Source organism: Legionella lytica (assembly GCF_044626755.1).
GTDB lineage: Bacteria > Pseudomonadota > Gammaproteobacteria > Legionellales > Legionellaceae > Legionella > Legionella lytica_A.
This window is the reverse complement of sequence record NZ_JBGORX010000001.1, coordinates 182,355-197,534: the sequence shown is the minus strand read 5'-3', so window position 1 is coordinate 197,534 and position 15,180 is coordinate 182,355. Positions and strand designations below refer to the sequence as shown.

The following is a 15,180-nucleotide window of genomic DNA, read 5'->3' as shown; positions in this document are numbered from 1 at the left end:
TCATGAAAAAAACCCTGCAAGTAGTGCATGCCTTTGACCGCAGTTTAATCACCGAAATTCCTGCTGATGATGCTGAGGCACTGGAAGCCAAGCTTAATCAAGCAAGCCTAGCTTTGAACCATCGCGATGCCTGGCTTAAGCCGCATGAGCGCATGGCCATATTGAAACGCACCGCCCAATTATTATCCGATCAGCAAGAACGATTTACCCAACTGATTGCGCAAGAAGGCGGCAAGCCCTTTACTGATGCTGCAATAGAGGTAACGCGAGCAATTGATGGATTAAATGATGCTGCTGAAGAATTACGTCAATTCGCAGGTAAAGAAATTCCGATGGGGCTTACTCCTGCCAGTGATCATCGTTGGGCATTTACGATTAAAGAGCCTATTGGGGTTGTCGCCGCTATTTCAGCCTTTAATCATCCATTAAATCTTATTATTCATCAAGTAGCGCCAGCAATTGCAGTGGGATGTCCCGTGATCATCAAACCGGCAGCCCCCACTCCCTTATGCTGCATAGAGCTGGTTAAATTGTTAAGGGAAGCAGGCCTTACCGAGCAATGGTGTCAAACCTTAATTACTGATGACAATAACTTGGCTGAACAGTTGGCAACCGATAAACGCGTTGCATTCTTAAGCTTTATTGGTTCTGCAAAAGTAGGTTGGTACTTACGCAGTAAACTTGCTCCTGGGACTCGTTGCGCCTTAGAACATGGTGGAGCCGCCCCGGTAATTGTGGATCGCAGCGCTAACTTGGAAAAAACCATTCCATCATTAGTCAAAGGTGGATATTACCATGCCGGTCAGGTTTGTGTTTCTGTACAACGGATTTTTGTTCATCAGGAACTTATCGACGAATTTATGGAGCTGTTTGTTAAGCACGTCAAAGCACTTCGTGTTGGCGATCCCCTACTTAAAGAAACTGAAGTAGGACCTCTTATTCATCCACGAGAAGCCGAACGCGTCATCTCCTGGGTTGATGAGGCCGTCACTCAAGGGGCAAAATTATATGGCGGGGGACGCCTTTCTGAAACAACATTAATTCCCGCGGTATTACTCAATCCTCCAGCTGAGGCGAAAGTATCGCTGTTGGAAATTTTTGGTCCAGTAACCTGTGTTTACGCGTATGAAGACCTTGAGCTGACCATAAAGATTGCCAACTCATTACCTTTTGCTTTTCAAGCCAGTGTTTTTTCAGAAAATCTGGAACCCGCCTTAAGAGCAGCAGAATATCTTAATGCCTCAGCAATACTCATCAATGATCATACTGCCTTTCGCACTGATTGGATGCCATTTGCGGGATTAAAACAATCAGGTTATGGTACGGGTGGAATTCCCTTTACGATGAAGGATATGTCCCAGGAAAAAATGATTGTTTTGAAAAGAAACTAAAAAATGTAACCTATTAGCTTGCAACTGAAGCTTGCCCACATCTATGCCTTTCGAGTCCTGCTCTATACTTCTATGTCCCCCGGCCTATCCTCATGGCGTAGAGAGAAGGACCGGGTTTTCTTAAACCGCAGTAAACCCGATAATATATGACTATGTTTCGTTTACCTGTAAGAAAAACTTGGAGAAGATATAACTTCCTCCTGTTCTCGAATAGATTTGAAAAAATTCAAATAACTAGAGACAGATTCCGCTGAGGGAGGATACTCATACCACCCATTACCATGCTGCGACTCTCCCTGAAATTTTGCTTCGTGAAACAAGTCCGCCTCACTGTCCTTATCTTTGTCCGTAGGAAGATTCATCGCAATCGTATGTTCAAATTTGCGATGTAACTCATAACAAATGGCAACAGAACTGCCATTGGCCATAGCTATCAAGCTTCTCACTAAAACAAGAGAGTAATCCTCTTAGATAAAATAAGTAAGTGGCGTTGTAGCAACTTGTAATGCACCTATAAACATAACCATAGCAACTAACGTATTTAATTATTTAACCCTTTGTATACCCTTATTAAATGCAACACAAATAAACTTGGTATATGAAACCCTAGGTCCTAAAATGCAAACTCGGGTTGCACTTTATTCCAATAACGCCGAGTTGCAAGCCGCAATGGTCAATCTCTTAACAGCCTTAACACCCAAACCTACTCTCGTACAAACAGAACGAATCGCTGCTATTTATTTAAATGCAATCAACGATTGGGTCTTAACTCTGGAGGATTGGGATGCCTTATCCGCTTTAGCAATGCAAATTACCAATAAACAATTAATTACCTCAATTTTAGATTCTTTCTTATCAGTAGCAGACAAGGCAATGCTTTTTGACGCACCGAGGATACTTCTCTTTAATGTACTTAAAGTTTTGCTTCCCAAGCTCGATCATGAACAATTAACTCGAATTCTAAATACTGATTATCGAGAAAATATGCAGGTCTTATCAAATACATTAACTCATTTTATTATGTCAGGAAATGGCCAAGGAACTCCTTTAATGCAAATAATGAGGGAACAGAAAAACACGCCAAACCGTCTCATTCAAGCCTCATTGCTTACTCTTTCTGAGTGGTTTGGGATTGTAGCTACGCCTGAATCAGAAAATGATTTAGACGTATCAGAGGTACCCACAATTTGCCTCAGCTAACCCAATAAATCTTCTCGCCATTGCGCATGAAGTGAAGCAACCCAAAGTTTTTTCCTGGATTGCTTCGTCACTAAGTTCCTCGCAAGGGCGAAGTATATATTAGCCCCTCACATTGTCGATTATAAATATTGATTTGAGGGATCCAGGTAGTACGGTATCTAGTCTCTCCAACATTCAGCCAGCCCTCCGAACTGTATCTTAACTCACCATTCACACCGAACTAATGGATATGAGATTGATTAGCACAGAGAAATAATGCAAAAATAAGATAACTTACGCAAAACGGACAGGCGAAGTCACCCTATTAAAGCCACTTAACAATGGAGTGTTCATGAATCAATTAATCACCACGTGCCTCATTTCCAAAAAGCACAATGTTACGCATGTTGAATTAGAAGATGAAATCGTTGTTTTAGAACCGACTAGCCAAGCTTATTTTAACCTAAATCCCGTAGGTACCAAGTTGTGGCCTCTTTTCGAAAAACCAGGGAAATCGATGGAGGAAGTAATTCAATTTTTAATGCGAGAGTACCATTTGGAATGGCTAAAAGCGGCTGATGATGCGCTTTCGTTTATTCAAACCATGGTCAATCACAATATTCTTGCTGTTGAACCAATCGCGGAAATCATCTAAGAGTGGTTTATTAAGGGACGCATGTTAGTGCGCTCCCCCAAATAGCCCATGTAATTTTTTAATACTCTCTTCTGGCTGAAATTTAACTAGAAAACACCCGTCTTCTGCAGCCATCTCAGCAAAATGATGATTTATGTTATTTTCTCTATCCATATGGCCCACTTCATATTCTTAATTCCATGTCACATTATTTAAGACAATGGAGCAGTAACATAAATATCAGACTTTAAGAAGCAAGTATTATTTATATATCCCTATCACAAATAGCTGGAAAATCTTTCGGACAATGAACAACTCTTTTTCAGGAGCGCAGCATATTTTTTTTGTATTAAATCTGAGAGTTACGCTAAAAAATCCAGAGAAAACTGGACAAATTATAGGGTTATGAAGCTTATCGGCCCAGAGTTAACCTAAGTAATTTGAAATAACTCGAAATACTACCTATATTTTATTAGCGAAGAGAATAAAAATTAAAAGGACTTGTCGGTGAGATCATCTAGAATTCGTTTATTTCTATTGTTCATTTTTTGTATTAGCTGCGGCTTATCAACCTCTGTACTCGCGCAAGAAAATACTGAAGTGGTTCTTTTAATCGATACCTCAGGGAGCATGAAAACAAATGATCCCCAAAACCTACGAATTCCTGCAACGAATTTATTGATTAATCTACTTAAAGAGAGAGCCAAACTTACTATTTTTACTTTCTCTACCCATACTAAATTGCTAGTGCCTACAAATGAAGCCTCTGATGCCTATGTGAATCAATTTCATGCAAAAGAAAAGCAAATCAATTCCCAAGGTCAATTCACGAATATCCTTGCTGCGCTAAACGCGGCAAATAGCTCATGGAAAGACAGCAAATCTCGATTTATTGTTCTGTTGACCGATGGAAAAATCGATCGCGGCTCCCAACAACAAGACCGGGACGACAGGCAAATCATCAATAACCGCTTACTTCCAGAGTTGAAAAAAAATCACATTAAACTCTATCCCATAGGTATAGGTTCTAATATTGATGAAGAGCTCCTTAAATCCTTCGCCAATCAAACCAATGGGATTTATCAGTTTATCAACTCCATGTCTGATGCAGAAAAATCCTTATATAATACATTTACCGCAGCCATGCCAGCCCAAGGTATCCCCTTAGAAAAAACAGACAATAATGAGCGAAAAATCCCGGTGGATGCGAATGTAAAACAATTGTCTGTGATTATTGAGAAAAAAGATAAACACACTCCAGTGACTTTATACCAGCCGGATGGAACCATACTAGAATCGAAACTCCCCTCACTTAATAAGTATATTTTCATCGATGTGAAACATCCTGCTGCAGGGGCATGGAAAATCAAAGGGGATGAACAACAAGAAGAACGCGCCATTATTTTAACTAATTTAGAATTAATAACGAATAAGTTAAGTGGGGAGTATTTCAATAGAGAACTCATTACCGTAAATGCGAAATTGCAGTCAGAAAAAAACAATAATGATTTATCTCAGCTACTAACGAATACTGCGGTAATACTCGATCTTAAAAATGAAAAAGATAACTTTACTACCCCTATTCCCTTAGTTAAAAATATGCAGTTTGCAAAAGAATTTCTTTTAGACATGTCCCCAGGAATGACTAAGAGTATAGTGACGGCCAAAAATGATTCTTTTGTGCGGGAAGAACAATCGTTATTTAAAATAATGCCAACCCCTTTTCAACAAAGCATTAGTAATAACGCCTTTAAAGTCGAATTAGTTAACCCACACATTGAACAAGACTCAGTAAAAATCAAACTGGTAAACCCGAAGCGAATTGCTTTATTAACTCTTGCTCCGCATAATGGTTTTTGGCAAACCAGTATTAAAACTCTGTGTAATTTACAGGAGCTACCTAGCTTATTACTCCAAGCGGAAATTACAGCAAAATCGCCCAGTGGACGCTCATTGGTTTTGCTCTTACCCCAAGAAAAAATTAACTGTAATGCCGCTGCACTCCAGATAAGCAGCTATATTGAACCACTACCCTTAAATAAAATAGAACAAAGTGCCCCAGTTCCTGCGGTTAATAAAACCAAACACATGAATAAAAGGCATCCACTTCTATCAATCAATCTAGTCTCTATGATTGGGTTACTTGTATTGATTTTGGTATCACTAACGTGTGGTTATTTCTATAAGAAAAACCAAAGGCTTTATAAAGAAAAAATGGATGAACTAAGGGGCAACGATGACATCTGAGGCTTTGTTACCAGTGATACTGGTCATTACACTATTAACCTTTTCATTAATCGTCTTCTTCATTCATAAGACATTAACCAATCGTACCAAAATAAAAATATTATCTGAGGCCAAAACTAAGGCTGAAGAATATATAGAAAATAATGCATCAGAACTTAGTCCGATACTCGTTAATTTCTATGGTGATCAAAGTGAGCATTATTTAAAAAACATCAAGAAGCAAAATCAGCTCGTTTTAAACCAACTAATCCTGTTAATGATGGAGTGTAAATCCAATGTCGCTAATCGTTTAACAAACACATTGGAACTACTGGACCAGGCCTATGTGAATACATTTTACGAGGCAGCCCAGCATCATCATTCACTAACCAATCAGCCACAGCACCAACCTCCAGCAGTTCATCGTCAATCTATTGAACAAGAAATAGAAGAGATGATTTTAAAAATGGCTCACTTATGTAATCTAAATGTTGATGAAAAAACACTGGAAGATCCTGAAGCTATAACCAAAACCATTAGTAAGTGTAGAGAAAAAATAGAAAGCGTTTTTGAAGAAAATAAAACGCGGGAGGAAGAATCGAATCAATACTTGGACTTAATTGAACAAATTCGTCTCGAGAAGAAAGACATGCGCCAAACAATAAACCAAGCGCTAAAGATTTTGGAGCAGATTTATCAACAGTATAAAACAGAATTAAAGCTTGATGAGGACGCCACATTTAAGCAATTTAATTATGATGCACTCGCATCAGCTTTTAAATTAACTGAAGCGGATAAAAAATAAGTAAAACAATGCCCGCCCTATCTTGTATATTCCGCGTGAAAAGCAAGATAAGTCTGGATAGCGCGGCTTGACCGCAGGATCCAGACTACTGAGTAAACGGAGCATAGGCAACAAAAATACCCCCAATTAATAAACTCTAATACTTAAGACAAATCATGTTTTACCGCATTAGGCGAAATAATATTAAACATCAATGCAAACTCATCAAGCATCCCAAAAAACTCGTTAATCTGTTGTTGCGCGCCCTCTATTTTTACTCGACCACTTTTCAACTCATCATCTAATGAATTAATTCCCATACTCAAATTTGCAAAATCAGCCTTATTAGCAATTAACTCAACACCAGGTTTAACAGCTGAAGAGGCAGTTTCTTTATCATAAATTAATACCGAGTTTTTCAATTTCAATAAATAAGCCTCTTTCGTATCAGGCTGCATCCAACGAATCAGTAATTCTTTATCTTTGGATTTTTCACTATTAACCCGAATTCCCAGATAATCCAACAACATTTCTGCAGACATAGCATTGATTATGTCCGGAGTTGCAGTACCCGCAATTTTAATCTTCGGCACACCATTTCTTAACTCTTGCGCCCCCATAAGAAAATTATTACGCCACGTTGCATTTTCCGTTTGATAACCTAATTGCTCTAAAGCATCCGCCTCTAAATTTCGCGCAGCCTGATTCTCTGGTTCCGCAAACACCACCTGATTCATTACTTCTGCGACCCAACGATAATCACCTTTATCAAAAGATTGTTTCGCCTTGGTAATCACCGCATCTGCCCCACCCATAAATTCGACGTAACGCTTAGCGGACTCCGTCGGAGGCAGAGGATAAAGATGTGCGGGATTAGAATCATACCAGCCTAAATAACGCTGATAGACTGCTTTAGAATCATGGTTGATGGAACCATAATAATCGCGGTTATACCATTTACTCGCTAAGCTTTGCGGCAGTTTCATCTGCTCTGCAATTTCAACAGGGGTAAATCCTTTATTCGCTAAATTTAAAGTATGGTCATGGATAAATTTATAAACATCACGCTGATTTTCTAAAAATGGAATAACCTGCTCTTTCGTCCACATAGGCCAATGATGCTGAGCAATAACCACATCAGTTTTATCCCCATAACGATTAATCGCCGTATTCAATACCTTCCACCACGTCTTCGCATCACGCACTTGTGCTCCACGTAAAGTATACAAATTATGGACGGTATGCGTTGCATCTTCTGCTGTATCTAATAAATGAAACTGCGGAAAATAAATTAACATTTCAGCTGGCGCCTCCGTACCTGGGGCCATTTGAAACTCCATGGTAACCCCATCAATAGTACGCTGTTCGCCTGTTTGTTTAATTATATCGGTGGGCGGAATTAAGGTAGAGGCTCCTAAAGATGCTGTTTTTCCTAAGCCACTATCGATTTGCCCACGCTCATTTTTAGATAAAATTGCTCCAGTGTGATAGAGCGCCCGACGCCCCATCGCTGTACCGGCATAGACATTCTCACTCACCGCCTCTTCAAGAAAATGCTCTGGCGCCAAAATAGAAACTTTTCCACTAGCAACCTCTTGAGGAGCAACTACGCCCTTCACGCCACCAAAATGATCAATATGGCTATGAGTGTAAATTATTGCTTTAACCGGTTTCTGTCCCCTGTTTTTGTAATAGAGCTCAAGGCCAGCCTTTGCTGTTTCCGGAGACACGAGCGGATCAATGATAATAATCCCCGAATTTCCTTCAATAATAGTCATATTAGATAAATCAAAACCCCGTATTTGATAGACCTTGTCTACCACCTGGAACAAGCCATAATTCATATTCAGCTGAGATTGGCGCCATAAACTTGGGTTCACGGAGTTTGGTGCTTGTTTGTTTTTTAAAAAGTCATAAGAGGTCATATCCCAAATTACCTGACCTTGAGCATCTTTAATGACTAAGTTTGGAACTGTTTCAATAAGTCCCCTGCTCGCATCGGTAAAATCTTGCGTATTATTAACCGGTAATGATTGAATGAAGTTTTTATTTGCCTGGGTAGTCAATGGGCTCGCGTCTTTAGGCATCTGTTCTGCCTGAACCTGCACTGCTACAGATAATAACGATAAACTGAATAAAGAAGACTTGTTCATTTTTATGGGTCCATCCATACGTATTCGAATAGATTTTATAGTACACCATTATATAAGATCATAAAATCCAAGCTAAATTTTCTTTAAGCACTGGACGGCATCTGAAAAAATAACACGCGTCATGAATGCACTTTTACAACGCAACTCGATACCTTAAGTTCCAGACAGTAGCAATTGACTGATGGCCTGTCATTGGCAACGTTTTAATAAATTGAATATTAGGTGTTAATTGAGAGTTAGGCGTAAGCTGAATTCGATAAAAACTTTCTAGTATAGCTTGATTCGTTGCATCATCAGCCAACTGCCCATAGCCCATTCCTAGCCCCCACAAGCCAATAGAACCATACAAAGGATGCTGCAAACCAAAACCGGTGATAAATAATTTATTAAACGTGGCGACTCGCCCCTTACTCCAATCTAATTTCACAAAAGGAATGAATTTATTAAATAGATTTTTTTGCAGCACCACCGAAATACCTTGATCGCTTAATTGTTGCTTTTCAGGCTGATCTGGAACATGCCAAAGAAAGACATGATAATTATCCGACTGAGGGTTCTTAATAACGTCTCTATACCCTAATTCTACCGCCGTAAAAAACTTCCCCCGATCAAAGGAGGAAAAACCCGAGGTGGTATCTTCACCATCAAGACCTACAGCTCCTATAGCAGTATACCAATGGGTCCCTAAAGCAATACCAAGCACAGCCCCTGGAGATTTAGATGGAACCGCGGTCGCTGGATGCTTAGTAAATACATTGCTTAAAAAATAAAATTGCCTACTGTCAAACGCATAAGAATTCATGATTGAGGTTAAATCAATTTTTCCTAAACGATAGGCCACAAGATTAGGTATAAGGCTTTGTTGTATCCATAGCTCCGTCACTGCCACAGGATAAGGTTTATAGCCCGAAGTAGTTAAGATAGTCGAATTAATTTCTTCTGCAAAATATCCTGGTGCAATGTCTCCATAACGATGATTGCCTTCAACTTTTAATCCGAGGGTTGTTTTTAGTTGTTGAAAGAGTTTCGGTTTATAACTACCAAAAAATTGATACGCACCTCCAGATGCATTCACATGAGGGTCACCAGAAGAAGAATACTCCAACAATGGAATATAATTCATTCCCCAACTCAGCCCATATTTCTCCTTTTGCCGTTTTTTTTCTTGCTCTATTTTTTTTACTATAGAACTGAACGGGGTCTTGGGGATTAAACTGTTATTTTCCTTTTCCAAAGTAGATAACAGTTGCGTCACATCATCAGGAGAAGAACTTAATTCATTCGATATTGAATCAGTTGCAGAGACAGCAAAAACCGGGGAAGCCAATAATTCCACGGCTAAAGCCGAAAAAATGATTCGTTTTTTTAATTTAATTTTATGTTTGCAAGACAACCTGTCCATAGGTAAGTTTGGTGTCCTTATAATTTTAACTGCAACTAAAATAACATTTTTTCCAGAATGTTTTTAGCTTGGCGGTTTTTATTTTTTACCCCCCACGACAACCTAATATTTCTAATTAACCCATTGATCTAAAAAAAGTAATTACACTTCCTCTAGTGAGCGCATTATTCCCCAATAAATTTCACCTAAAAATCCAACATCTTTTAATAGTTAAATCACGCCAAGGAGCAGGCTAATTGATGCCCCTGGCATCATGTAAAAACAGGAGTAAACTCTAGAACAAAAAACATTAGCTCTCCCTGCCAATCACTATTTAATGCTCATAATTTACTCTTTTGAGACCATGCCCCGCGTGAAACCTCATTTAAAAATATTTTGAGGTGTCCGAGAACTAGCTATCTCTGGCTGAGGACGTGAACTAAAAAAGTGTATCCCCGAACTAGGCCTACATTGGGTACTCGCAAGTAGAGATTCTTTACACCGTTGCAAATCAGACTCAATGTTACCCAACTTCCGCAAAAGCTCACTAGGGTCCCTTCGTCTTAAAAACACTGAAAAAGCCTTTAAGGTCTCCGCCCCCATACTTAGCACCCCCTGCTGATCGGCTAATAATTCAATCGTTTCGTCATAACCATGAGATAATACGCCCATTATTCGCGAAGGATGAATGACACCTAAAATATCCTCTAGACTAGCAATCAAATTGTCGTGCTTCGTACTAAGTTGCAAGAGGGCAAGTAAAGTTTCATATTCAGTCTTTAATTCACTGTACTCCAGAAAAAATTCATTTAAATCAGGGGCGCTGAAATTAAGGTAATGCAAATACTCTTGAAATTCAGCACTAAAACTTATGGGATTAACCACTGAGATCAAATAAGAAGTAATGTCTTGACTGGGCTTATAAGTACGATGATTATAATAAAAGACTTTAGCAATAGGGATGTCTTGCATTAAGTTGACTAAACCAGAAAAAGGCTGTGCCGGAGGTAGAACTAACCAGGCATTGGTTCCTGTAAGACTCACACAATTAGAATCAGGTAAGCTATGACAAACCTCCCTTGTTCCATATAAAGCAACTAAAAGAAACTCCATCAAATTCGGCCCATGAGTTCGTTCTAACCCAGAATAAGCCTCTACTGTAGCCCTGCTAAAACACAGCAACTCCTTCTTCGCCACCAGCAAGTTTTTTCTTTGTACAATTAAATGATAATTAAGATAAAATACATAGTCATATGCATCATCATCTTCTTTACTGCGTTTTTCAACGCTATACGTATTACTAATATAGCCCAGACCTTTTTCCTCCGTATTTTGATAAAGTTCCGTGATTGCCTGAATCGTTTTCAAGTGGCTGATTAGGCTTTTAGGAAGTACTAGAGGAAACGCATAATGTGCTATACTGGAATACGCAGGAACGAGCATACCTTCCTGGAAAGTTGTCGTGCCAAATTCAAAATCAATATTGTCAATATTTTTGGTAGTTAATGCCCTATCGATAATATCTGTATAACCCGTAAGATAATTGTGAATCTTGGCATTCAGAGCCTGTTTACTTTGACTCAATTGCTGCAATGCCAATACTTTTTTACTTTCAGTAAGCTCTTCTAGCTCGAGGGCTTTAGGAAAGGGATTGATTGAAGTAGCAAGCGTTTTCGGTAACTTTATTTTAATTTGTTCGCCTAAAAGATAAATTTCTTCGTGGTTAATTACCGCAAAAAAATGTTCTTTAGCTAAGGCTATGAGTGGCTCCTTATGCGACTTTTCAAGACGAGTACGCGTGCTAATCCATTGTTTGGTTAATAGATCACAATAAGCTATAAATACCGAGTCCTTAGGATTGGCCGCCTCTTTTTGATCATAAGCATCAATTAAACTCACAAATCCGTCGTTGATGTGTTCTGCTAAAGACTTTAAGAATGTAGCTCCAATAAATTCCATATAGCGTCCGCGCAGGCTATTTACTACCCAAAAAAAAGGAAAGGTTGATATGGCACCTAAGAGCAATAATAGGTTTTTGCGTTTAAAATCTTCCAAGTCGACCAACCAACCTAAAGGCTGCTGTAATAAATGAGCTAAAGCCTCACGCCCAATGCCTACAAACTGGGTATTTAATACATTCTGTTTTACTTCAGCAAACGTATATTGCACATCGACAAACATCGTTTCCAAATAAGCTTTTTTATCTTCCTGATTTCGTTGGCACCTCTCCTCTTCCTTTTGTTTTTCAAGCTCAGTAATTTTATTTTTTAGCCGGGAATACTGGCTTTGTAAAAGCTGAAGCTGTAACGGCAATTTATTGGGAATAGTATCTAAAAACAGCTGTATTGGCTGCATTAAATCATAAGTAGACTCTAATGTTGCAACTAACTCTTCAAGCCTGGTTTTTGGCAACTCACACGCACGAACATGTATCGCTGAGAGCACTTTAAAATTCGGTAACTTAAAGGGAAAATTGACTCGTTTAGCAAGGTAACTGAGATACCCCCAAGGTCGAGTAGAAACATTGATAATCTTAGAATCAAAGTTTAATTTAGCGCTGTTGTAAGGCATTTTAAAAGCATCCGCTTGATAGCTGATTAAAGTATCTATATTTTTTGCCCGACTAATTTCAGAAGTTATTTTAGCAACATTCACTTGATAGGTGTTCACACGTGTTTCTTGTTGCGTCCGATAATTTTCTATATGAATCCCATTTTGGGGAAAACGACCCTCATCATGCATCCGGTTTAACAGTTTTTTCATGATCACTGGAAGTTCGCTTCTTTTTAACTGCTGTAGTTCTTGAACGACGAAGCGAGTAAGCGCATAGTGACCATCTATTTTTTCACTTAAAAATTTCGATTGCTGGTGAACGAGTTCATCCACGTCATTAAAGTACTGATTTAAATTATGGTGAAGCTGCTGAAAATTTTGTTGAATCAAATACATCAGTGGATCTTTAGGTGGTTCTATACCAAATAAAGGCTCCCCCACTAAATCAAAAAATAAATTGCCTATATTAAGAGCCATTCCCGCTAAATTAACGCTAGGAGTAATGAGTTCGCGTACTGTTTGTTTTAGCGTATTTGCAGGGTCCAGCTTAAAACTGCTTAGTATTTTGGGTATCTGATAAAACCCAAAAGTTTCTTTTTGGGTAAGAACGTAAAGAAGTTTCCCAGCTTGCAAAGATTGATCGATAAGCCCCAGAACTGCGGCCGGTTTTTCACCAACAAAACGTCTTAAACCTAAGGCCATATTTTTTCCTGCGCCAATCAGATCACCAAACTCCCGCATGCCCTCGTCCAGACTACTTAGGCATTGATACCACTGACTAGCACGATAGGATGCGGCCTTTTCTCGAGCGCGTACTTGCAGTTTATGCTCATCACTTAGTCCTTTATATCGCGCCTCATCATCATTTAAACCCGCCTCATAAAACTCCTGAAAGCTTGGCTTTAATAGTTCGGCTTCTTGAGATGCCGCTTGAAAAGACTGCAGTGCATTAGTATTTTGATTAAGTGCCTCATCAGCATCCACTTTTTGTAAAGCGAGTTCATTTTTTTGCGAATCAACTTCCAAAGTATGCACCGTATAACCCTGTATTAATCCTTTAAGACGTCCCCTTTCTTTTTTGTTTGAAGTGGCATCATATAGCGTGTGTAAATAGTGGATGGAAGTAAGATAAGATTGTTTTTTTTGCTCTAACATCTCTATTTGTCCTTGCAACCTATTAACATCTTGCTGATAACCTACTTGTTTTTTTTGAAATTTTTCCGTTGCTTCTGCAAGAAATGTGCAATATCCTTTAGGATCTTGCTCCATGCCACGACTTAATAATTCATTTTCTATACCTGCAATCACACATCGTACATCCCCTTTTCCTTGTTCATTAAGCTGTATTAGCGTGTTCTTGCATTGCATTTGCGTATTTAAATTACTTAAAGTGCTTTGTATTTTAGATACTCGGTGTTGCACTCGTGTCGACGCTTGTTGTGTGGACATGCTTAGAAGAGTGTTAAAACCACCCACAGTAGCGCCTAGAAGTGGAGCAAAAGCCGGTCCCACCATAAATGCAGCAATAGCTCCCAATCCTTGTAAGCCTGCCAGAGCATAGCCATAATTAGGATTATGAGTAACTCGACTTAACTTACTACATAGCTTCTCTTTTTTTTGTTCAAGAACTTGCAAATCTTTTAAGAATTGCTCATCAATTTTTTGACGCTTATCTAGGGCTTTATAGGCTCGATACAGCTCGTTATGCAGCGCATTACATTCTTTTTTGAGTTCAGAGATAGATTTTCTACTGCCATAGTAAATCTCAAGTGACATTCTCTGGCAAAATAACGTGACAGGAATCGTTTCTGTTCTATAGCGAGAAAAATTGATTTTACAGAAAATCAATTCGCTTAAGTTTTGTTCCGCCTGAATTAAAGCCTTTTTGTGGTGTTCCAATAACTGGTGTTCACCGCTAGTTTTTTGCCAAGTAGCGACCGCTTGAGCAAGTTCTTCCACCGCTTTAGCCACACGCAGAGGTAATTGAATTTGATCTTGAGCTAATCGCTCCAGATCCTGAGCCTGTTCCTCAAAGTGTTTATGAGACGTTAAAAACTCATTATATGTTTTATCAATCTGAGTTTTGCTATTTTTAAGCATAGCCTGAGGAAGCAAGCATTCAGTTGCTTTATCGGGAGGAGCCACCTGAATGTTCCATAGATTTGGAGCGGCTAGCTCTTGGGTCATCAAATTTAAAAAGGAAGAAGAAGTCTGCTCAGGCCTCATTAAGACCTCAGCAATACATCCTTTTAACCAATCCAGCCCCTCATGAATTTTGACACATAGGTAGGCACCTGAACCGATATAAGAACCTTGTATTTCAAGTAGCAAATCAGCATATTCTTCATTATCTGAAATCAGGGCTTGCTTATACAATTCAGGTATGTCGTGAAGATAAATGTGGGGGTTAACCATCGCTCCTGCCGTATCCGCCAGAGCTAAAGGTAAACTGAGGGGCCTTACTATTAAAGAAATACCTCGTCGCATCAGCCAGTTTGCTGTAGTATTTCCTAAAGCATCAATTAGGCCCTCATCAGGCCTTTGTACGAAATTATTTGCTACATCCAGCGCGAATATATTTTTATTTAAAATAACGCGTAGTACTTTGAAATCAGAGGTATTAGGAAGATTGGATTGTAAAAGCCTATTTCCCCATTTAACGCTTGTTGTTACCTTACCTACAGCATGTTGCCCTACAGTTTTTTCTTCTTTGTTTCGCATGATGATTTGCCTTTGCCATGGATCTCTGTTGATTGTAGGTATGTAGTATGCGTAATAAATAGGCACATTGGATACCCGTAAAGTTTACGGGTTTCTTTGACAAAATACCCATAAGCTCCAGGGCTCAAACCTCAATTAAGTAGAAACGGGCATCACAT

At 39.1% G+C, this 15,180-nt stretch carries 9 protein-coding genes; 5 read left to right on the top strand and 4 right to left on the bottom strand.

Going from position 1 to position 15,180, the window contains the following annotated elements; genetic code table 11:
* Positions 1 to 2 precede the first annotated feature (2 nt).
* Positions 3 to 1,391: an aldehyde dehydrogenase family protein gene (locus tag ACD661_RS00785; protein WP_400185599.1), complete on the top strand. Its 1,389-nt coding sequence runs from the start codon at positions 3 to 5 to the stop codon at positions 1,389 to 1,391.
* A 161-nt stretch (positions 1,392 to 1,552) separates the two neighbouring features.
* Here ACD661_RS00785 and ACD661_RS00780 read toward each other — a convergent pair whose 3' ends face one another.
* Positions 1,553 to 1,819, bottom strand: coding sequence for a hypothetical protein (locus ACD661_RS00780; RefSeq protein ID WP_400185598.1), 267 nt, complete (start codon positions 1,817 to 1,819; stop codon positions 1,553 to 1,555).
* A gap of 190 nt (positions 1,820 to 2,009) precedes the next feature.
* Here ACD661_RS00780 and ACD661_RS00775 point away from each other — a divergent pair, with 190 nt between their 5' ends.
* The 4 genes from ACD661_RS00775 to ACD661_RS00760 all read left to right on the top strand — a co-directional run bounded on the left by ACD661_RS00775 (position 2,010) and on the right by ACD661_RS00760 (position 6,235).
* Positions 2,010 to 2,591, top strand: coding sequence for a hypothetical protein (locus ACD661_RS00775; RefSeq protein ID WP_400185596.1), 582 nt, complete (start codon positions 2,010 to 2,012; stop codon positions 2,589 to 2,591).
* 331 nt (positions 2,592 to 2,922) lie between these two features.
* The gene (locus ACD661_RS00770; protein WP_400185594.1) at positions 2,923 to 3,225 is read left to right on the top strand and encodes a PqqD family protein; all 303 of its coding nucleotides are present in this window, start codon (positions 2,923 to 2,925) and stop codon (positions 3,223 to 3,225) included.
* A gap of 486 nt (positions 3,226 to 3,711) precedes the next feature.
* On the top strand, positions 3,712 to 5,451 hold the full coding sequence (locus ACD661_RS00765; protein ID WP_400185593.1) for a vWA domain-containing protein: 1,740 nt from the start codon (positions 3,712 to 3,714) through the stop codon (positions 5,449 to 5,451).
* Positions 5,441 to 6,235 (top strand): hypothetical protein, encoded by a 795-nt coding sequence (locus ACD661_RS00760; protein WP_400185591.1) that lies wholly within the window; start codon positions 5,441 to 5,443, stop codon positions 6,233 to 6,235. The genes ACD661_RS00765 and ACD661_RS00760 overlap by 11 nt, the downstream gene beginning before the upstream one ends.
* A gap of 143 nt (positions 6,236 to 6,378) precedes the next feature.
* On the opposite strand, the gene ACD661_RS00755 is transcribed toward ACD661_RS00760, so the two are convergent.
* The 3 genes from ACD661_RS00755 to ACD661_RS00745 all read right to left on the bottom strand — a co-directional run bounded on the left by ACD661_RS00755 (position 6,379) and on the right by ACD661_RS00745 (position 15,022).
* On the bottom strand, positions 6,379 to 8,367 hold the full coding sequence (locus ACD661_RS00755) for an alkyl/aryl-sulfatase (protein WP_400185590.1): 1,989 nt from the start codon (positions 8,365 to 8,367) through the stop codon (positions 6,379 to 6,381).
* A gap of 133 nt (positions 8,368 to 8,500) precedes the next feature.
* Entirely contained in the window at positions 8,501 to 9,769 is a 1,269-nt protein-coding gene (locus ACD661_RS00750) for a hypothetical protein (protein ID WP_400185588.1), read from the bottom strand.
* Between the two features lie 360 nt (positions 9,770 to 10,129).
* Entirely contained in the window at positions 10,130 to 15,022 is a 4,893-nt protein-coding gene (locus tag ACD661_RS00745) for a hypothetical protein (protein WP_400185587.1), read from the bottom strand.
* Positions 15,023 to 15,180 lie beyond the last annotated feature (158 nt).

What these genes read in the sequence shown, in the direction of transcription:
- ACD661_RS00785 (WP_400185599.1), top strand. Translation starts at nt 3, where the DNA reads ATGAAAAAAACCCTGCAAGTAGTGCATGCCTTTGACCGCAGTTTAATC.
- ACD661_RS00780 (WP_400185598.1), bottom strand. Translation starts at nt 1,819, where the DNA reads ATGGCCAATGGCAGTTCTGTTGCCATTTGTTATGAGTTACATCGCAAA.
- ACD661_RS00775 (WP_400185596.1), top strand. Translation starts at nt 2,010, where the DNA reads ATGCAAACTCGGGTTGCACTTTATTCCAATAACGCCGAGTTGCAAGCC.
- ACD661_RS00770 (WP_400185594.1), top strand. Translation starts at nt 2,923, where the DNA reads ATGAATCAATTAATCACCACGTGCCTCATTTCCAAAAAGCACAATGTT.
- ACD661_RS00760 (WP_400185591.1), top strand. Translation starts at nt 5,441, where the DNA reads ATGACATCTGAGGCTTTGTTACCAGTGATACTGGTCATTACACTATTA.
- ACD661_RS00755 (WP_400185590.1), bottom strand. Translation starts at nt 8,367, where the DNA reads ATGAACAAGTCTTCTTTATTCAGTTTATCGTTATTATCTGTAGCAGTG.
- ACD661_RS00750 (WP_400185588.1), bottom strand. Translation starts at nt 9,769, where the DNA reads ATGGACAGGTTGTCTTGCAAACATAAAATTAAATTAAAAAAACGAATC.
- ACD661_RS00745 (WP_400185587.1), bottom strand. Translation starts at nt 15,022, where the DNA reads ATGCGAAACAAAGAAGAAAAAACTGTAGGGCAACATGCTGTAGGTAAG.